This is a genomic window from Paenibacillus sp. FSL K6-2441 (genome assembly GCF_037964765.1).
GTDB classification, from domain to species: Bacteria; Bacillota; Bacilli; order Paenibacillales; family Paenibacillaceae; genus Fontibacillus; species Fontibacillus phoenicis.
Map to the genome: position 1 here is coordinate 3,571,213 of NZ_CP150174.1, position 18,199 is coordinate 3,589,411.

The following is an 18,199-nucleotide window of genomic DNA, read 5'->3' on the forward strand; positions in this document are numbered from 1 at the left end:
CTTATCGTGATCAGTTCAGGAACCCTCCCTCCCGCAGCAGCTCAGCCACTTCGGCTTTATCAAGCAAAGACGCATTGGAATTGTATTCAGAGAACAGTTCGCGAGGCAAGCTGGAATAATGGGCAATGAGCTCCTTGGAGCTGGGAGGAAGAATGACGTAATATTGATCGCTATATTTGAGCGTATAGGGAGCTTCGTACCGAGAGACCAGCACCTCATGCAGCTTCTCTCCAGGCCGAATGCCGATTTCCTGCACCGGGACGTGATGTCCGACATAATGCTCCGCAAGCACCTCAGCAATATCGATGATGCGGCAGGCCTTCATTTTCATCACGAACGTTTCGCCCCCGATGGCTGTCGTGGCTGCTTTAAGCAGAAGATCGATCGCCTGGGATAAGGTCAGGAAGAAGCGCGTCATCTCCCGGGCGGTAATCGTTAAGTCTTTCCCGTCCCGCAGCTGGTTGATGAACAGTGGAACCACGCTGCCGTTCGTCCCAAGCACGTTCCCCCCGCGGATACAAGTGAACCGGGTATGCTCGCTTAAATCGTTCGCACGAATCATCAGCTTCTCCCCGATCGCTTTGGTCATCCCGTACGTATTTGTCGGATCCACCGCTTTGTCGGTGGACACGTCGATCACCTTGATGACCTTATTCGCGATGCTCGCCTGAATGATGTTTTCCGTTCCGAGCACATTGGTCTTGAGCGCTTCTTCCGGCTGGAATTCGCAAACCGGCACATGTTTTAAAGCTGCCAGATGGAAGACATAATCCACTCCCTTACTCGCCGCTTCCACCGCCGCGTAATCACGGACATCACCGATCAGATACCGCATTGAGGCGTGCCCGCTAAATTCCCGCTGCATTAAGACCTGAGCGTATTCGTTTCTCGAGAAAATGCGGATTTCCCGCGGTCCCTCTTGCAGCAGTCTCCTTGTCAGCCTTTTCCCCCAGGATCCGGTCCCCCCGGTAATTAACACGGTCTTGTCTCTGAACATCTATATACCTTCCTTTCGTAACTAGATTCATCGGGAAATTCCGTTTTGAGCGGATCCTGATTTTCCGCCCCCCAGCGTAACGATCCGCGCTTTGCCTTGTATACCGGCGACCGCATTTCGCGTATCGAATACAAATGGCGCGTGCTTCACGACATCCTCCAGCGGCAATCCGCGGTGACGGACGGCGATCACCACGCCGTCCGAGGAGGCTAAGCACTCCGCTGTCAACTCCACCGAATACAGCTTGATTCCGCTGATCTCCACTTCTGGAATCAACGGATCGTGATAATCGACTATTGCACCAGCGGCCATGAGCAGCCGAATCAGCTCAAGCACGCTCGATTCGCGGATATCGGCGACATCCTCTTTAAACGTAATTCCGAGCACCAAAATCCGCTTACCGGCAAGAGAGCTACCGTTCAATTCTTCCTGCAGCCTGGACACGATGTACCCTGGCATGTCGCGGTTAATCCGCGAGCTGATCTCGATAAATGAGCTTTCCATCCCTAACTGCTGTGCTTTCCATTGCAGATAGATCGGATCCACCGGGATGCAATGTCCGCCTACGCCGGGGCCGGGATAAAACGCCTTAAAGCCAAACGGCTTGGAAGAGGCCGCCTCCACCACTTCCCAAACGTTGATTCCCATTTGATCGCAGAGCAAAGCAAACTCATTGATGAAAGAAATGTTCACGAAACGAAAGGTGTTTTCCAGCAGTTTCGCCATCTCAGCCGTTTCCGTCGAGGATACCCGCACCACGGTGCGAAAGCCCGCACGATAAAGCTCCTCCATCCGATCCGCGCAAGCAGCGGTAATCCCGCTGACGATCTTAGGAATATCTCTCAGGGAGTAACGGCGGCTTCCGGGATTCACCCGTTCCGGTGAAAAGCCGACAAAAAACTCCGTCCCCAGGTGTAGACCGCTTTTTTGCAACAGCGGCAAAATCACTTCCCGGGTGGTTCCGGGGTAAGTAGAGCTTTCCAATGCGACCAACTGCCCGGGCTTAAGATGCTTCCCGATGTTTTCTGCGGCATCGACCAGATAGGTCAAGTCCGGCACATGCTGTTCCGTCAACGGAGTCGGCACGCAAATAATGATTGCTTCTGCGCTTGCGATCTCGGCGAAGTCCGGAGATACCGTCAATTGCTGCGCATAGGTATATCGTTTGATTTTCTCATCGGGAACGTCAGCGATGTAACTTCGTCCCTGTTGCAAAAGCTGTAATTTCTTTTCGTCCTTGTCGATGCCGATGACGCGAAAACCCTGGTCTAGATACGTTTCGGCCAAAGGAAGACCAACATATCCCATACCGACGATGGCAATGATTCGTGACAACATCCATCTCCCCTTTCGCTTGAAGTTTGACCGTAAGGACGTGCCTCGCGCTCACTTTCGTGTATTTTTAACCGACGATGGAACGGATCATTTGAAGGAGCTGCAGAGTACGAACGGAGGTCGTATGTTTCTCCCGGACGAACTCATACCCTTGACCGCTGATCTTCGCCCGCAGCGATTCGTTGCTTGGATGCAAATAGAAATGAATTTTGGCGAGAAAATCCCGCTCCGACACGGCCACATAATGTACGCCGGACCTGAACCCAAGCGCGCGTAGATCAGCGTTCTCGGGAGCGAGCAGCAGCGTGTTGCAAGCGAGTACCTCAAAATATTTGCGAAGCGGATAATGGAATTTGGAATCGCAAGTCAGGAAGATCTTGGATCGGTTCACTTCAAGCGCAAAGCCTCGCGCTACAAGCGCCTGGGCATCGGATTCGAAGTCCGTATAGCCGGGATGGCTGTGACATACAAAGCCGGGATATCCGGTCAAAGCCGTTTTCATCTTATGGCGCAACGGGTATACCTTCGGGTTAGTTGCCCCCATAAGCAGAACGTTGATGTTTTTCCGGCGTCGATAATCCCTGAACACGGTAGGTTCTACAAAATGGGGCAGCCAATAAAGACGGCCCTTGAACTCGGGATACCGCTCCCGGAACGCTTGCCGATACATCACAAAGATGGTGGCAGAGGGGTAACGCCGCAGGAACTCTCGTCGCTGCTCGACTTTGGCATGCAGATCATGCATGATCATGCCCCAAGGTAACTTCAAATGTTCCAGCCCCTCAACTGGAGGGCAATAAGAGGCATGAAACCGATCGTTAAACAGAACAAAATCGGGCTGAAAGGGAGCTCGCCGGAGAATGGCCCGTACCTCTCCGCCCTGATGATCCAAGGCCAAATCGGCATATTTTCGCAGTTCCAACTGCATGTAGTGAAAATTCCGTTCCAAATATCGACTGAAATCCTTCGTTACGAACAAAATCTTTAGCCGCTTCATTCCTTCAAATCCTTTTCTATCGGAGCTTATATCCTTCGTTTAGCAGAAAACCTGCCCGGGTCACCCCGAGGCAGGCTTTCTGGGTACAACCTAACCCTGTTGGGCAATGCCTACAAATGATTCTGGACCGTTTCGGACTGCCGTTGTTGCTCCAGAGATAAAGGACGTATAAACGGTTTCCGGAGCAGCCGGAGCCTGAAGGTCGGCGGCTACGAAAGACGTGACTTCTGTGGAAGCGGCGCTGCTAACGCCGCCGTCGAGGGTAAAGATGACATTGGCTGGAACGTACGTTGCACCGCGAACGATCTCAATCGTAAACGTATCGCCGACGTCTCCCAGAATTCCGATAGTACCCGACAGCAAAACAATCGGATTCGGAACGTTCTGCGTTTGCAGGCCGATAATCCCGAACAATGCAGGAGTATCTGTGAGCGGAGTTCCGGGGAATCCGGGCTGGTTGGAGTTCACGGAGCTTCTGGCATCAAGAAAGACACCCATCTTTTAAATCACCACCTTCTTGTAATCTAGTACAGGTTATGAACCGATGAAGGTTTTGGTATAGACATCTTTATCAAGATAACCGCTTATTTTGTCTCTTTAGGATTCGTCGATATCTTGGCCCGGTCCGCTTGAATCGTTAAGAAGTCGCGATAAGATGGGTCAGCGCATCCCGGTAACGATTCTGGATGAACCGGATCTCCGCCGAGATCGCCGCTTGATGGCGCAGCGTCCCCATCCCCGAATGGCGCCGGTAGGAAATGAGCGGGACGTTCAAATAAGGAAAAGCCGTACGAGAGAGCATTACTCGATGCCACAGATCGTAGTCGTGAGTGTACGGCAGGCCTTCATCAAACAGTCCCACGCGCTCAATCAAGCTGCGTCTCATCATGACAGTACATCCGTTAATCGGGTTGCCGCTGTACAACGTGTTCGCCAGCTCTCGCATCCCCAGGGGTTGCATGCCGGCATTGTATTGAGTGATTCGGCCATGCTCATCGATGTAGTGGAAATTGGTATGGGAAATTTCAGCGCCTTGCCCCAGCATGAAACTTAATTGCATTTCGACTTTCTGAGGCGCAAACAGATCGTCCGAGCTAAGCCACGCGATATACTCCCCGGAAGCGTGTCGGATACCGTGGTTCAGCGCAGAGGCCGTTCCCCCATTCGCCTTGCCCAAATAATAGATATGACCGCGGTAAGGCGCGAGCCGCTCGGCGTGGACAGTCGAACCGTCATCCACAACGATAATCTCCGTATGCGGATACGTTTGACTCAGTGCACTTTGCACCGCCTGTTCAATATAGGGACAGTTATAGAAAGGAATAATGATACTAACGCGCGGATTCATGACGATTCGGCCCCCTCTTTGCGAAAATAGTCCAGAATGTCCAGCAGCGATTGTTCCCAGGCCACGCTAGCCCGCCACCCCAAGTCCCAGAGCGCCTGGGGAAGGGGCGGCTCGGCATGGGATACCGCTCCGTTTGCGGATGGAGGACCCGCTTGGATCCTCATATCCGTTACAGTTGTTAGCTGCGCGAAGTCCTCCACCAGCTCGGCCAAGCTTCGCTCCCGCCCGGAGCAGACCGGATACACCTCGCCGATCTCCCCTTGGCGCAGCAGCATTTCATAAGCGTCTACCGCGTCGCTCACGTCGAGGAAGTCGCGCCTAGCATCCGCCGCAGACAACTGGAAGGGGGGAGGGGACTCCCCGCGCTCCAGCCGGACGATATGCCGGGCGAGCAGAGAGCAAATCCCCGTTGACGGGCCGGCTCCAATCAAATTGCCCGGTTCTGCGATCAACACGCCAAGATGGAACAGCTTACCCCAGGCCAACGCGGACGCCTCTTGCAAAGTTTTGCTTAACCCATAAGGGTGAGTGGGTCGAAGCGGTCGATCCAGTCCGAATTTGAGCCGTGAGCCGGCAACGAGAATACGGGTATCCCCCAAACCGCAGGAATACAACGCGTCCAGCAGGTATAGGGTCGTCATGACATTACTTTCCATATAAAGGATGGGCTCAGCCCAGGAATCCGGGACGGAGTTTTTACCGCCCAGGTGCAGCACGTACTGCGGCCGGGTCCGCTCGATGGCCTGTTTGACCCCTGCCCTGTCAGTCAAATCACATGGGATGTACGCTACCTTCTCGTTTGCAGGCAATCCGGCTTCCTTCCTGACCAAAGCGAAAACCCGGTATCCCTTGGCGGCAAAACGTTGGCAAGCATGGCGTCCGGTAAAACCGCCGGCTCCTGTAATCAGAACCGTCCCCCGGTCACCCATGCTGTTTCATCCATTCCGCCATTTCCTCCAGCATCTGCCGGAACGAGGGAAGGGGGACCGCCGCGTCCGGACGGGTGTTTACCAGCGTACGGTCGAGGTTAGGGCCGTCATCCGGTTCGATCTCAACGTCGGTTTTCCCCCAAATTTCTTGAAACATCTGTAGCATCTCATACTTGCTGACGACCTCTGGATGCGCTAAATGGATCAACCCGGACACGGGACGGTCCAGCAGCAATTCGATCGTCTTGGCAAGCTGGATCGTTGTCACACCGTTCCATTTGACCTGGCGGTACCCGGACACCTTGCCTTTCTGACTCATAAACCAATGAAAGAGTCCGATCCCGTGACGGCGAATTTCCGGTCCGATAATGGAGGTGCGGATCGTCAGATGTCCTGCGTCCCGTATTTCCCCGAGCGCCTTCGTTAAGGCGTACGTCGTAACACCATCGGGCTGATCATCCTCCCGGTAGCTGCCGCGGTCGCCGCGGAAGACACAGTCAGTACTGATATGAATCAGACGCGCATTGATTTTGTCAGCCAAATGGCGCAGCCGGTGGGGCAGAAATCCGTTGATATGATAAGCCATAATTTTGTCCCGGTCGGCAAATTGATTAAGCACCCCAACCGCGTTAATAATGACATCTGGACGAACTAACTGCACCGCCTGATCGACGGCGACGATATCTCCGGCATCCAATATCAGCGAGTCCCGGTCACCAGGGTCACGTGAGGTATAGAACACCTGGTAGCCTCCCTTCTCGCGAAAATGCCGTACCAATACATGACCGGCCATCCCATGGCCCCCTAGGATTAGCAATTTCATGAGAGAAATCCTCCTTTATCCAGCATGATGCGGATCTCCTCCTTGCTCATCAGCTCATGCTCCGAACTCAACTCGCCGTAGGGAACAAGCGGCAAATGGCCGTAACGATCTCTCAGACCCACGATCTCGAGCGCAGGCATGATGACCAGATACTCCTTGTCGTATACCACGGTCGACCGGCTTTCATATTCACTGAGCAGCAGCTCGTGAATCCGTTCCCCAGGGCGTATACCCGTCACCTCGATCGACACATCGGGTATGCCCGAAGCTTCAATCAGCACTTCCGCCAGGTCGATAATCCGGCAGGTTGGCATCAGCATGACGAAAATCTCCCCGCCGATGCTCTCCCGAGAAGCCTTAAACAGAAGCTGGATCGCTTCCGGCATCGTCAGGAAAAATCGGGTCATTTCCAAATCGGTGATCTTTACCCGCTTCTGCTCACGGATCTGCTGCTTGAACAAATGGATCACGCTGCCGTTGGTGCCCAGCACGTTGCCGCCCCGGATGCATACAAATCGGGTTTCATCCTGGATCAGGTTGGCGTAAACGACCAGCTTTTCACCGATGGCCTTGGTCATGCCGTAAAAGTTAGACGGGTTCGACGCTTTGTCCGTAGAGATATAAAGGACTTTTTTCACTTTGTTTTTAATGGTGGCTTCAATAACGTTTTGGGTGCCAACCACATTGGTTTTCAGCGCTTCGGCAGGTTGCTCCTCGCAGATGGGCACGTGCTTCAAAGCAGCCAGATGGAAGACGATGTCCACGTTCTGGCAGGCCGCGACCAAAGCTTCCTTGTCGCGGATATCGCCGATTCGGAACGTCAGGCGCTCGTCGTTAAAGGTGCGGCTCATCGCAACTTGCGCCGCTTCTCCACGGGAGTAAATGATGATCTCCTTCGGGTCTTGAGGGAGGAGCTGGCGGATCAGCTCGTAACCCCAGGAACCGGTCCCCCCGGTGACGAGAATGACTTGATCTTTAAACATTCAACTTCCCCCCAAGCACGAATTTGACCACTTTTTGCGATACCTTCTCCTCCAGATAACCTTCAGGACAAGGCCACAAACGCTCCATGCCGGCCATCAGCTTCGCCGCTTCGGCGATTCTGCCGGCGTCTACGCCGGATACGACGTTGCTGCCGCAATCCACGGTCTCCGGCCGCTCCGTCGTACGGCGAATCGTTACCGTAGGCACCTGCATGATGCAGCATTCCTCCTGTACGGTACCGCTGTCTGTCAACGCGCAAAGCGCATGCTTCTCCAGCTTCACGAAGTCGAAGAAACCAAACGGCTCGTGAAATTCCACTAAAGGATGCATTTCCAGCTTCAAATCACGTTCAATCCGCGATCTCGTCCGGGGGTGAATGCTGCAAATCAACCGTTTAGACGACGCTTCCGCGACCCGGTTCAGCCCCTCCATAATGGCGTGCAGGGAGGCCGGGCGGTCGACGTTCTCCGCCCGATGGGCGGTCACGAGATAATAATCCCCTTCTTTCAGCCCCAGCCGTTGCAGGATGTCGCTCGCCTCAATCTGCGGCTCGTAGAACTTCATCACTTCGTAAATCGGATTGCCGGTCAGCACGATGCGGTTGCTTGGCACCCCCTCCGCCAGCAAATGGGCTTTGCTCTGCGGAGTATACGGCATATTGATGGTCGACACCGCATCGATGACTTTCCGATTCTTCTCCTCGGGCACCTCGAGGTCAAAGCAGCGGTTGCCCGCCTCCATGTGGATCGCAGGATAGCCGAGTCGCTCGGCTAGTACGGCGCACAGCGCACTGTTGGTGTCCCCCAGCAGAAGCACGCGGTCCGGCCGCTCCACCTCCAAGATCCGCTCCATCTGGCCAAACATCGCCGCCAACTGGCTGCCCAGCGTCGTTTGATGATCTTGAAAGATATAGTCTGGCTGTCTCAACCCTAGCTCCTGGAAAAAAACATCGCTGAGACTAGCCGCAAAATTCTGCCCCGTATGCACCAGTACATGTTTTTCGGCCCACTGATCCAGCAACGGGATGATCCGGCTGAGCCGAATGATTTCCGGTCGGGTCCCCAATATGGTCATGATTTTCACGGTCTCATCTCCTTGCTGACTCATCTCCTTGTAGACTTCTGGCGTTTCCGCACGCGTTGCTTGCGGGTAGTTCCTGTTCTCCGGCCGGCTGGGCGGCGATTCCGGTTCATCTTCCGTGCGCGCCCCGTCCCGCGGCTTCGATGGTTCTTACGAGCACGCGCCACCCTGCGCCGGGTATTCTTGCTTGCGCGTCGCTTCCCGCCGCGTCGGGCGGTCAAGCTCCTTCCCGTACCGGATCTTCTCTTGCGAAGTTTGGCTCGCTTCAATTTGACCCGTCTGCGGCGGCCGGATGAGCTCGCTGCACCTGCCGGCGCCTTCCCAATTGGCACTGCCCCCACTCCAGAGCCTCGAAACTCCGCCGCATCTGGGGAAGGAGCAGTCGGGGCCGGCTCAGGCAGCGGCACGGCAACCCCCGACAGCCCCTGCATGCGCTGAACGAGTCCTTGAAGCCGCAGCTCGTAAGCGGCCGGGCCAAACACAACCTCCACTTGAGCTCGATTCCTTTCCCCTACGCTGCGGGACATTTCCATGGAAGACAGGAGCTCTGCACACTTCTCCGCAAGTCCGACGCTGTCTCCCGTCGGTACCAAATAAGCACCGCTGCCTGTCGACTCCAAAATTTCCCGCAATCCGCCTGAAGCATAGGCAACAACCGGTTTACCGAAGATCATCGCTTCGAGCGCCGTTAATCCAAACCCTTCGGGCAGAATGCCTGGAACAACGACGATATCCATCGCACTAAAGGCGGATTCCACATGGTTTTCCATACTGACAAAAATAAATCGCTGCGAATGCGGCGATCCCTGAACCGCCCGCTTTAAGCTCCGGTAATACTCAGGTTGAACCTCTGCACCGATGATGACGAATTTGGCCGCCGGGAACCGGTGCACCAGATTCAGCGCTGCCCCGATGAAATGATCGGCTCCTTTCTCCGGAATCAGGTAAGAGGAAATATAGCCGACCAAGACCTCGGACGGCTTGATCTTCCATTGCGCTCTTCGATGCCAGCGTTGTGTCGGCCAAAGCTCGGGATGGATATCCTCCGGGTTCCACGAAGGGTAGAGCAACACGGTTTTGTGCATGGCCTGCGTTCCAAAGAAAGGGAGCAGCGCGGATTCGGAAATGCCAACGATCAAATCGCTGTATCTGTCGATCAGATTCACCGCTTCCGCCGTAAACTCATTGGACGCAATGACCTCCGTAATCTGCCAAATCACAGGAATTCCCAACTGTTTGGCAGCAATCGCCGGCGACACGTTTACGCTGGTATTCACCAGTACAGCATCCGGCTGCTCCTCTTGGAGCAAGCCGATCGTGCGCTGCACCGAGTCGCTCCAGGCGATCGCATGGAATTCGCCAGACAGACCGGAGTGCGGGGAACACATCCCGTAGAGCAACGAGTTATCGCACAGCAGAGTGCGAATCCCATAACGATTGGCCAGAACCGACAAACTGCCCTGCCTTGGAACCACGATCGTACAGTCGTAATAAGCCGACAGCTTTCTCGCGCTGAATAACAACAGCTTTTCCGCGCCGGTTACGTTCCTGGAATTGCACACATGCGAGAACAGCAGCAACTTCTTTTTATCCGACACAATTGCCCCTCCTTTGCCTGTGCGTTTGTCCGGGACTCCGGAACCGGCTTCCACTTCACAGGATTCACCCGAAAATCACGGTTAGCAGCTGATCTAACCGATTGGAATAGGTATGATCCCGCAAGGTCCGATTCAGCGCACGCAGCGCAATTTCCCGTCTTTGTTCCTCATGGGTCAGATAAAAACGCACCTTCTCGACCAACTCCTCCGGCGAGGAGAAGGTTTCGATTTCTTCGCCGGGAACGTAGAACGATGCCAAATCGTCCCGCGAATCAACCAATTGAAGCGTTGCACAGGCCGAAATTTCGAACGTCCGCGGATTTGGCGACGCCGCCGTTATACCGGCTTTGTTGTTGTTGACATCCTCCTCAAACGGGGAGCGATGTAAATTCAGAACGATCTTCGAACCGCTGTACACTTTTGCGGTTTCCACCGGGCCCATCCATTTTCCCAGCTCGATCCGGTCCACATAAGCCGGGTACTCCGGCAGCCGATCCCACCAGATTCCGTTGATCATTAAGCCTTGTTCGATCAGCGCCGGTAAAATAGGCTGAAGAAAGTTCACCCGGTTCCAATACGCTGAACCGATAAAGCTTAAATTGCGGCGGTGCGGGGATGGCATCAAGGTCGGACGATAATGCTCCGGAAAGGTTGCAAACGGCAAATAATGGACTTGGCTGCAGCCGGCTGCGCGATAAAGATCAACGCAATTTCGTTCAAGGGTAAACACGTAGTCATATTGAGTGCTCAGCGGAACCGTCATATCCGTATAATAGGGATCATCTGTAAACCAAATGGCCGTCGGGATGCCCATAGCCCGCACGGCGTTGATATACTCCACAGGAAGCTCCAAACCGTCGAGGGCGAGCAGCAAGTTCGGCTTATGCAGCGATGCCAAATCCGGTATAGAATCGCCCGGCACCGCGGTGATGACTTCCGCGGTTAACGTACGGAGCGTGGAAGTTACGGCCTCGTCTATCGGAGAATAAGGAAATCCTTTCCCCGAACTGACATATAATATTTTTAAGTTGCGGACCTGAAATTTCGGCCGCGGTTGACTTACAATATAGCTGGCCCTTCCCCTCAGGTACCCCTCGGCGTAGCCGTCACAGAACCCGTTGGTTCTACCGCGCTCCTCCGGGCTCATCACGGGTTGAGTTGGATTGCCAGTCGCTTCTTCCATGAACATAAGGTCACTCCTTTATAGGTTGATACTTGTCGGTTGCTTCTTGTAGGGTGATGCTTGCCGGTTGATTCCTGCTCTTAGCTTTCGGTGACTGCTGCCAGCAGGCGGCTAACCCGGTCCATATACGTATGGACGGCCGTCGTCGTCCACAGCGAGCGCCAAGCGATCATGCGCCGTTCCTCGTCGTGCTCGAGATAGTAACGGATTTTCGCCTCCAGCTCCGCCTCATCCCGAAACGTCTCGATGTCGTAGCCCGGCCGGTAGAAAGAGGTTAAATCGTCGCGGATGTCCGTAATTTGAAAAGCGCCGCAGCTGGCGATTTCATAGGTTCGCGGATTGATCGATCTCCCTGAGGTATCGTTCCCGTTCCGGTTATCCTGGCCGGCTTGCGTTGGTCGATGGATGTTGAGCACGATTTTGGAGGCGTTGTAATAACGAACCGTCTCCTCAACGGGAACCCATCCGGGTCGGATGAACCGTGCCAACTGCTCGTATCGGGGCAGGCGGTCCCAATGATACCCGGCGATCAGCACGCGTTTGTCCTGCAGGAACGAGCTTAAGCGATCAAACAAGGCGACTCGATTCCAAAAAGCATTGCCGATAAAACAAACATCATAGCGATATTCCGGCTTAGCCGGAATGGGCCGAAATTGACGCGGATTCGCAGCGAGCGGAAGGTGGTGTACGCTTTGCACCCCAAGGGAGCGATAGAGCGGCACACATTCGATTTCGTGCGTAAACACCACATCGTAGCTTAAAGCCAGCGCGAGCGTATCATCGGTAAAATAAGGGTCATCCACGAACCAAACAGCGGTCCGAATCCCCATCCTCCGGATCTGCTCCAACTGCGCAGTATGATCAGGCGGAAAGATGTGCAGCGAATTCATGACCAGCACCAGATCGGGATGATGGTGCTCGGTTTCCTGCAACATCATTTCCGGTGAGGCAACGATGCACTCCCGCGTCAGCTCCGCAAGCGCCGTTTGAACCCCTTCGTCAATCGCATCGAACCCTTGAGGCACGTACAGCACCCGCAGGTCCACTTTCGGCCGAGAAACCGGCGGAATTCGTTCCAGCACAGCCTGGCATCCGCCAAACCGGATCCCCTCCTGGTATCCGGCCTGATAAGCCTCGCCGTATCGATTCTCGTTGACGTTCTCCAAGGTCCTTCATCCTATCTTCGTGGATTTCGATCTTGCGTTTCCTGGGTCTTAATAAATATATGCTGAGGGGACACGTGCATCATGGACGACTACCCGCCCGCCGGATAAATTGGCGAATGCCGCCTTTAGGGACGGACTCTTAATGCCCCCCTCGCGCCCCTTAGTCCTCTTTTTCGCGCCCTTTTGCACGATTATCCCTTTCGTTCAGAATGCGGAGATCGAGATAGGGATCCTCTCGCTGCGCCTCTTTGTATCATTATCCCTTTTGTTCAGAATTGAGAGATCTAGGAAGAGGGTCTTCTAGCTACCTTTTTGCACGATTATCCCTTTTGTTCAGAATTGGGGAATCAATCGACGGGATTAAACTAAGGTTGCACAGTGATCTGAACATCCAGATTTATTTAATAGAGATTTGGGATTTTTTAGTTGTGTATAGAACATATGTTTGGTATAATGAAAAAAGAGGAACGTATGTGCCCATTTCTTGTTTTGGAGGGATCGGACATGGAATTAGTTACGAGTATGGAGCTTCAATCTATCAGCAGCCGTTTTCAAAGTGAGGCCGACTGCATCGAGGCGATCATCGCTATGAAGTGGCCAAACGGATTTGTTTGCCCCCGCTGCGCTTATACCGAATGCACCCGCCTGTCCTCCCGACGACTTCCTTTGTTTGAGTGCAGAAGATGCGGCTATCAAGCCTCGCCTTTGGTCGGCACCATTTTTGAAAGAACCCATCTGCCTTTGGTGAAGTGGTTCCAAGCTATGGAGTTGTTTCTGCTTCCCGACGGTATCTCGGCGCTGCGGTTGAGTTAGGTAATCCAAGTTACCTACAAGACCGCTTGGCTCGTGCTGCACAAAATCCGCCATACCCTCGGTGAATGTGATGCCCGGGAGCTGCTCTCTGGAGAGGTAAAGGTGAACCGCGATCAGTATGGGACGGATACCAACCGCTTTCATCCAGCTTCTCAACCTTATGCCACCGCAGTCGTCGCCGGCTGCACGGTCACGGAGTCTGGTGAGCCCGAGCGAGTGAAGATCCAACTGGTATCACATAAAAGAGGAAGCGAGCAATGGGCTACCCGGTGCGATCTCGTCGCGTTCATCAACAAACATGTAGACGTCCATACCTCAACCAAGCGGTGGTTCCCTTTCGTTTATCGGATGTATCTGCCCTTACGGAGAGTCGTGAGACAAGCAAGGGAGTCGATCAGACGCACGTATGTCGCCTTGGGGTTAACACATTTGCAGGCGTATTTGAATGAGTACACCGTCCGCCGTCACCTGCGCATGTCCTGTTCCGAGGAAGAAATGCGCCAGAAACTGCTACAGATGTGCTTGTCCATTCCAGCGATCCCTTACCGCCAGTTAATCGCACGTGGTCAGAAGCCGTTCCTCGCAGCAGCGGCGTAAACCTGCTAATCGAGGTACGCGTCGAGATTTTTAAACTGCGCACTTCTCCCCTTTCTCTTCACTCCCTGATGCAAAGGGATAATGGTTAAAAAGGGGCGGAGGGAGACTATGTCCCCCTCCCCCGTAATGAAAAACCGCTGCCGGATAAACCGACAACGGTGATGGTAGACTTGATCCTTATTAGACTTGATCCTTATAGGCCATCTTATGCCCATCCTCGTAGCCTTGGGCGAAGCCGCTGTTAAACCCTTCTTGATAAGCCTCGTTATAGGCCTGATCGTAAATCGTCTTGTCTTCGGGCGTTGCCTGTTCCGCTACAGGCTCCGCAACCCCTGCTGCTGGGACCGTCAGAGCGGTGCGCCGGCGTCTTAATCTCCGTCTTCTTCTGCGATGTGTACGCGGCTTGTGCACCGCCTTGCGACGCTTGCGGCGGGCAAGGATCGTCTTACTTCTCCGCCTTAGGGTCAGCTTCCGTTTTCTGCGGATCCGGACTTTTCTCGCCGTACGCGGCTTTACACGGCGGGTACGCCGGAGTTTGTTTTTTGCCATCCTTCTTCTTCCTCCTGTTCTCCTCGGGTAACGTCGTATGCTGCATAACAAGCGTCCATCATCCATGGCGGCGAAGGAGTTCCATATTTGACGCGATGAAAAGTTAACCCGCAAACCGTGCGAGCCATCGCTTCTTGATATTTGGTCAATTTATCGATATTTCCGGCAATATGCCTTGCGGCGTCCGGGGAGAGTTCGGTCACATCGGCGAGGCTGCCGAGAATCCGCGCCATCGCCTTCTGGCTTTGGCTTATGGCATCAACTAACCGGAGTTTCGCCTCCTCCCCGGCCTGAAGGGGGAACCTCGTCATTTGCCTGCCTCCAGATCAAAATCACCACCGTCGAACAATCCGCCGAATCCTCCGTCCAGGCCATCGCCGCTGCCTTCTGTCACATCGGGAGGAAGCACCGTTTTCAGGTTGCTGCACAGCCCATTTTGCAGCTTGGTCAGGCCCTCAATCACCTCCACGAGTTGATCGTGAACCTCCAGCGGGTCGGACAGCTGCTTTTCGTGATCCTCGAAACTGCTCTCCAGCACATGATTCAATATCCAGTTGCGCACCTTCTCGGACTCGACCGCCTTGGCCTCCAGTATCATCGCGACATTCCACTGGATTTTCGCGGCCGCATCCAGCATGTTCAGATAAGCCTGTTCCCTGCTCATGGCATCATACCCCGCTTCATTAACCTCACTCTTCTTCTTGGACCTTTAATTGCTTCATCACATGGCTCAAATTCTCGGCCATCGCTTCCTGTAAATCGGCAATGGCATTTAAGTAGGAGATCACGCTTTTGTTGATCCGACCCGAATTCTCCAATATGCCGGGCGTCCCATCGAACGCTGGCTCGGCGTCGGGAATCGCATGCACGATCTGCGCCATGCGTACAGCAACTTGTCGTTCCGCATCGATCACCCGCGCCATCTGCTGGTGAGAGTGGGCCATGTGCACGATGATCTCAGAAATTTTTTGCTCCACTCTGACTCCTCCTCAACTTAGGCCGGCCTTTACGCCGCGCTCTGATTAGCGGACTTCGGACACCAGCCCCAGGATGCCCTCCAATAACATATGCCGGTACGAATAAGCGCGTTCCTGTAGAGCCGGCTCGTTTCAGCCTATAAATCCTCACTCACGATGCGTTGCGGAGGCAGAATCGGCAGCCCCTCGGGATAGGCGGCCACTACGTTTTCCGGTACGGTTACCGAAGGCGTAAGCCCCCATGCGCTGAGCGTGTATTCCGAGATGATCTCCCGTCGTTGCCCCCGATCAATTTGATACCACCGTCCACTGCTGGCGACTACGATGCCGTCCGTTAAGCCCGCTTCGGTCGGCATTCCGCTACTTAAACCAGCCAGCTGCCCCGCTGAACGGGCCGGGCCGACGGGCAGTTGGACCAGATCCAGCACAGACAGCCGCAGCGGCACCGGCATCGTGTCAGCCGCCGCCGGATGCACAGGATGGCGAACACCATGCTCCAGCCAGTGTACGCCTCCCTTTACATCCCGAACCCGCACGTGAGTCGGGAAGAAATCGGCCGCCCTTAGCGTCCGTTCCTCGCGCCAATCGGTCATCCTCGCATAGAGGGCGTGCAAATCTCCCCATTTTTCACGAAAGAAATGGTGGTTGCGGGTATTCACTTCCTGAAACTGCTGATTGCCTAATCCTTTCATCGTCATGCTTCCGTAATGATGGACGAAGGTGTCCTCAGCGATCACCAGCTTCTTTCCTTGCAGGCGCAATCGGGCGACCCAATCCTCGTCCTCGAAATTGCCGATCTCATATCCTTCGTCGAAATAACCAACTTGCTCCAGCGTCGCTCGCGGAAAGGCTACGCAGAACCCTACCAGCCGATCGGTCATGTGCCACTTCATCGGATCCGAACGGTTGTACAAAGCAGCAAAAGCCGGCATATCCGCCACGTCCTCATAGGGAACGTCAATTTGCTGCTCGCCGCTGATGTAATTCGTTACCGGCCCAACTGCGGCTGCTTGAGGAAACTGACGAAGGCATGCCAGCAGTTGATCCAGCCAGCGCTCCGTCACCAGTACATCGTTGTTCAGAAGCACAATTGTATTCCCCTTGGCCATCATCAGTCCGGTATTTACGGCGCGGGCGAACCCCAGGTTCTGCGGATACACCGCCAGCCGCACCCGACCCGGCCGCCGCCGAACCGCTGTCGCCGTTCCATCGGTCGACCCGTTGTCAACGATGATGACCTCATACGGTGTAGACGTATATCGATCGATATGATCCAAGCACTGCAGCAGCAGGTCTCTGCGATCACAGGTCGGTATGATGATACTCGTGATTTCCTGGCGGTCAGCAAATGCTCGGTAGCCTTCTTGAACTCCGTAAGCATAGCCGGCAACGTATCCTTGCTCGTAGGTTTCCGAACCGAGTCTAGCTTGCATCTTGGTTTTTCCGTCAAACTCCATTTGCACCGATGTGCACCTCCCCGAGCTGCGGCCATGCCGCCTCGCCTTTTATCAGTTTGTCGGCTAAATGTCCCATATCCAGCGCCACTTTGCCCAGCTCTCCGGAGAGCCGTGTGCAGATCATCACGGCAGCCACTCCGGCCGCAACCAAAGCCAGATCAAAGTCCGGAAATTCCCGGAGGCGCATCGCGACTCTCGGCACATCGGCTACACCCTGCACCGGAGCAAGCCAACCAACAACCTGCACGCTGCGCTGCCCAAGAAATCCCGCCAACACTTCCGCCTGATTCCCGATCAGCAAGACGCGCCGGCCATGCAGCAGTCTCGTTAAATAACCTCCGGCATTTAATTCATAATTCACGGTTGAAGTGGTCAAGCGTAAACCGCGGTAATCGATTCCATAGTGGCGCAGCACCGGGAACAACAGCCCTTGATAGGAAGGATGCCGGGATTCCGGAACCCCGATAATATCCGCAGCCCTTATCGCGGCTGCCAACGCTTCGCGCGCTGCTGGATCGGGCAAATGCACGCCTGCATAGGGCAAAAAAGCCCCCCGGCGGAGCGCTTCCTCGGTGGAAATTACCGTATCGTGCGCCAAGGTGAGCAGTTCTCCGTCGCCGAGACGGACAATCGACAGCGGCCGGCCTTCCCGCAGCGCCCCCTCCGCAGCGGCGAACACCTCTGCTGGCGTAAGCAGCGGATAAAGCTGCCCGGCGACGGTCGGGAAACCCGCGGCAATGACGTCATCCACCCAGATTTCGGGCAGCAGCATATAGCGGGGAATTAAGCGGCCCAGCTTGGCTTCCCCGCCTTCAAACAAACCTTCGCGGTAGCCGGCCTCGAAGGCGGCGGCGCGAACCCGCTCCGCTTCCGCCGCAGACCAGGCGGCTCCGGAAGCGCCCAGCGAGGCCGGCCCGGATGCGGGCAATAGCGGCGGCGTAATTGCGGCCGGGCCAGGCGAAAGGGCCTTAGCGGCCAGGTCTTGGCGACCCCCCGGGCCGCTAATGCGGCTTGCAGCGCCGGCACTGCCCGCGCCGTCGGTACCGGCCATGGCGCCGGTACCGATCATACCGCCGGCATAGCCCGCCGCCTGCCGGTACCGCCGCCAAGCCGCCGCGCGAGCTCCGCGACGCCCGAAGCGCCCGAGGCGCCCGCTGCGGCGCCGGCGGCTGCCGTGACGCCGGCGCAACGCGGCCTTGCCGGCGACGTTCCGGTTAGCGCGGCCGTTCTTCCACCGGCCGGCAGACCGGCGGACCGTTGCGGCCGCAGCTGCGCTGCCGGTGCCCCGCCGGCCGAGAGTTTTGCGGCTGGTGCCCGCCGCATTGTCGCGTGTAGCCATCCCGTGCCTCCTTTCCGGCTTCCCTAT

The 18,199-nt window shown here is 55.3% G+C and carries 20 protein-coding genes; 2 read left to right on the plus strand and 18 right to left on the minus strand.

Annotated features, from left to right (window positions below):
• Nucleotides 1-10: 10 nt before the first annotated feature.
• The 12 genes from NSQ80_RS16410 to NSQ80_RS16465 form a co-directional block, all read right to left on the minus strand.
• Complete coding sequence (locus NSQ80_RS16410) at nucleotides 11-997, minus strand: polysaccharide biosynthesis protein (protein ID WP_260070338.1); 987 nt, start codon at nucleotides 995-997, stop codon at nucleotides 11-13.
• A 27-nt stretch (nucleotides 998-1,024) separates the two neighbouring features.
• Nucleotides 1,025-2,335 (minus strand): nucleotide sugar dehydrogenase, encoded by a 1,311-nt coding sequence (locus NSQ80_RS16415; protein WP_339299917.1) that lies wholly within the window; start codon nucleotides 2,333-2,335, stop codon nucleotides 1,025-1,027.
• Between the two features lie 64 nt (nucleotides 2,336-2,399).
• Nucleotides 2,400-3,329, minus strand: coding sequence for a glycosyltransferase (locus NSQ80_RS16420; RefSeq protein WP_009225111.1), 930 nt, complete (start codon nucleotides 3,327-3,329; stop codon nucleotides 2,400-2,402).
• Between the two features lie 90 nt (nucleotides 3,330-3,419).
• Complete coding sequence (locus tag NSQ80_RS16425; protein WP_009225110.1) at nucleotides 3,420-3,827, minus strand: hypothetical protein; 408 nt, start codon at nucleotides 3,825-3,827, stop codon at nucleotides 3,420-3,422.
• Nucleotides 3,828-3,966: 139 nt separating this feature from the next.
• The gene (locus tag NSQ80_RS16430; protein WP_009225109.1) at nucleotides 3,967-4,677 is read right to left on the minus strand and encodes a glycosyltransferase; all 711 of its coding nucleotides are present in this window, start codon (nucleotides 4,675-4,677) and stop codon (nucleotides 3,967-3,969) included.
• Nucleotides 4,674-5,606, minus strand: a complete 933-nt coding sequence (locus tag NSQ80_RS16435) for an SDR family NAD(P)-dependent oxidoreductase (RefSeq protein WP_009225108.1) — start codon at nucleotides 5,604-5,606, stop codon at nucleotides 4,674-4,676. The genes NSQ80_RS16430 and NSQ80_RS16435 overlap by 4 nt, the downstream gene beginning before the upstream one ends.
• On the minus strand, nucleotides 5,599-6,429 hold the full coding sequence (locus tag NSQ80_RS16440; RefSeq protein ID WP_339299922.1) for an SDR family oxidoreductase: 831 nt from the start codon (nucleotides 6,427-6,429) through the stop codon (nucleotides 5,599-5,601). The genes NSQ80_RS16435 and NSQ80_RS16440 overlap by 8 nt, the downstream gene beginning before the upstream one ends.
• Nucleotides 6,426-7,412: a polysaccharide biosynthesis protein gene (locus tag NSQ80_RS16445; protein ID WP_260070342.1), complete on the minus strand. Its 987-nt coding sequence runs from the start codon at nucleotides 7,410-7,412 to the stop codon at nucleotides 6,426-6,428. Before NSQ80_RS16445 ends, NSQ80_RS16440 begins: the two co-directional genes overlap by 4 nt.
• Entirely contained in the window at nucleotides 7,405-8,496 is a 1,092-nt protein-coding gene (gene wecB, locus NSQ80_RS16450; RefSeq protein ID WP_339302178.1) for a UDP-N-acetylglucosamine 2-epimerase (non-hydrolyzing), read from the minus strand. The genes NSQ80_RS16445 and wecB overlap by 8 nt, the downstream gene beginning before the upstream one ends.
• Nucleotides 8,497-8,516: 20 nt before the next feature.
• Nucleotides 8,517-10,091 (minus strand): glycosyltransferase, encoded by a 1,575-nt coding sequence (locus NSQ80_RS16455; RefSeq protein ID WP_339299925.1) that lies wholly within the window; start codon nucleotides 10,089-10,091, stop codon nucleotides 8,517-8,519.
• A 64-nt stretch (nucleotides 10,092-10,155) separates the two neighbouring features.
• Nucleotides 10,156-11,280, minus strand: coding sequence for a glycosyltransferase (locus NSQ80_RS16460; protein ID WP_339299927.1), 1,125 nt, complete (start codon nucleotides 11,278-11,280; stop codon nucleotides 10,156-10,158).
• A gap of 74 nt (nucleotides 11,281-11,354) precedes the next feature.
• Nucleotides 11,355-12,440, minus strand: coding sequence for a DUF3880 domain-containing protein (locus tag NSQ80_RS16465; protein ID WP_339299929.1), 1,086 nt, complete (start codon nucleotides 12,438-12,440; stop codon nucleotides 11,355-11,357).
• 504 nt (nucleotides 12,441-12,944) lie between these two features.
• Here NSQ80_RS16465 and NSQ80_RS16470 point away from each other — a divergent pair.
• Nucleotides 12,945-13,253 (plus strand): IS1595 family transposase, encoded by a 309-nt coding sequence (locus NSQ80_RS16470; RefSeq protein ID WP_339299931.1) that lies wholly within the window; start codon nucleotides 12,945-12,947, stop codon nucleotides 13,251-13,253.
• Between the two features lie 102 nt (nucleotides 13,254-13,355).
• Nucleotides 13,356-13,850 (plus strand): hypothetical protein, encoded by a 495-nt coding sequence (locus NSQ80_RS16475; protein ID WP_339299933.1) that lies wholly within the window; start codon nucleotides 13,356-13,358, stop codon nucleotides 13,848-13,850.
• A 180-nt stretch (nucleotides 13,851-14,030) separates the two neighbouring features.
• Here NSQ80_RS16475 and NSQ80_RS16480 read toward each other — a convergent pair whose 3' ends face one another.
• The 6 genes from NSQ80_RS16480 to NSQ80_RS16505 form a co-directional block, all read right to left on the minus strand.
• Nucleotides 14,031-14,399 carry a hypothetical protein gene (locus NSQ80_RS16480; protein WP_036645147.1) on the minus strand — a complete coding sequence of 123 codons (369 nt, stop codon included), beginning with the start codon at nucleotides 14,397-14,399 and terminating at the stop codon, nucleotides 14,031-14,033.
• Nucleotides 14,363-14,710 carry a hypothetical protein gene (locus NSQ80_RS16485; protein ID WP_009225099.1) on the minus strand — a complete coding sequence of 116 codons (348 nt, stop codon included), beginning with the start codon at nucleotides 14,708-14,710 and terminating at the stop codon, nucleotides 14,363-14,365. The genes NSQ80_RS16480 and NSQ80_RS16485 overlap by 37 nt, the downstream gene beginning before the upstream one ends.
• Entirely contained in the window at nucleotides 14,707-15,063 is a 357-nt protein-coding gene (locus NSQ80_RS16490) for a hypothetical protein (protein ID WP_009225098.1), read from the minus strand. The genes NSQ80_RS16485 and NSQ80_RS16490 overlap by 4 nt, the downstream gene beginning before the upstream one ends.
• Nucleotides 15,064-15,088: 25 nt before the next feature.
• The gene (locus tag NSQ80_RS16495; protein ID WP_009225097.1) at nucleotides 15,089-15,376 is read right to left on the minus strand and encodes a hypothetical protein; all 288 of its coding nucleotides are present in this window, start codon (nucleotides 15,374-15,376) and stop codon (nucleotides 15,089-15,091) included.
• A gap of 137 nt (nucleotides 15,377-15,513) precedes the next feature.
• Nucleotides 15,514-16,833: a glycosyltransferase family 2 protein gene (locus tag NSQ80_RS16500; protein WP_339302179.1), complete on the minus strand. Its 1,320-nt coding sequence runs from the start codon at nucleotides 16,831-16,833 to the stop codon at nucleotides 15,514-15,516.
• Nucleotides 16,823-18,172, minus strand: a complete 1,350-nt coding sequence (locus NSQ80_RS16505) for a GT-D fold domain-containing glycosyltransferase (RefSeq protein WP_339299938.1) — start codon at nucleotides 18,170-18,172, stop codon at nucleotides 16,823-16,825. The genes NSQ80_RS16500 and NSQ80_RS16505 overlap by 11 nt, the downstream gene beginning before the upstream one ends.
• Nucleotides 18,173-18,199: the final 27 nt, after the last annotated feature.

Excerpts from the sequence above, each read along its gene's own strand:
- NSQ80_RS16410 (WP_260070338.1), bottom strand. The coding sequence starts at position 997 with ATGTTCAGAGACAAGACCGTGTTAATTACCGGGGGGACCGGATCCTGG.
- NSQ80_RS16415 (WP_339299917.1), bottom strand. The coding sequence starts at position 2,335 with ATGTTGTCACGAATCATTGCCATCGTCGGTATGGGATATGTTGGTCTT.
- NSQ80_RS16420 (WP_009225111.1), bottom strand. The coding sequence starts at position 3,329 with ATGAAGCGGCTAAAGATTTTGTTCGTAACGAAGGATTTCAGTCGATAT.
- NSQ80_RS16425 (WP_009225110.1), bottom strand. The coding sequence starts at position 3,827 with ATGGGTGTCTTTCTTGATGCCAGAAGCTCCGTGAACTCCAACCAGCCC.
- NSQ80_RS16430 (WP_009225109.1), bottom strand. The coding sequence starts at position 4,677 with ATGAATCCGCGCGTTAGTATCATTATTCCTTTCTATAACTGTCCCTAT.
- NSQ80_RS16435 (WP_009225108.1), bottom strand. The coding sequence starts at position 5,606 with ATGGGTGACCGGGGGACGGTTCTGATTACAGGAGCCGGCGGTTTTACC.
- NSQ80_RS16440 (WP_339299922.1), bottom strand. The coding sequence starts at position 6,429 with ATGAAATTGCTAATCCTAGGGGGCCATGGGATGGCCGGTCATGTATTG.
- NSQ80_RS16445 (WP_260070342.1), bottom strand. The coding sequence starts at position 7,412 with ATGTTTAAAGATCAAGTCATTCTCGTCACCGGGGGGACCGGTTCCTGG.
- NSQ80_RS16460 (WP_339299927.1), bottom strand. The coding sequence starts at position 11,280 with ATGTTCATGGAAGAAGCGACTGGCAATCCAACTCAACCCGTGATGAGC.
- NSQ80_RS16470 (WP_339299931.1), top strand. The coding sequence starts at position 12,945 with ATGGAATTAGTTACGAGTATGGAGCTTCAATCTATCAGCAGCCGTTTT.
- NSQ80_RS16480 (WP_036645147.1), bottom strand. The coding sequence starts at position 14,399 with ATGGCAAAAAACAAACTCCGGCGTACCCGCCGTGTAAAGCCGCGTACG.
- NSQ80_RS16485 (WP_009225099.1), bottom strand. The coding sequence starts at position 14,710 with ATGACGAGGTTCCCCCTTCAGGCCGGGGAGGAGGCGAAACTCCGGTTA.
- NSQ80_RS16490 (WP_009225098.1), bottom strand. The coding sequence starts at position 15,063 with ATGAGCAGGGAACAGGCTTATCTGAACATGCTGGATGCGGCCGCGAAA.
- NSQ80_RS16500 (WP_339302179.1), bottom strand. The coding sequence starts at position 16,833 with ATGGAGTTTGACGGAAAAACCAAGATGCAAGCTAGACTCGGTTCGGAA.
- NSQ80_RS16505 (WP_339299938.1), bottom strand. The coding sequence starts at position 18,172 with ATGGCTACACGCGACAATGCGGCGGGCACCAGCCGCAAAACTCTCGGC.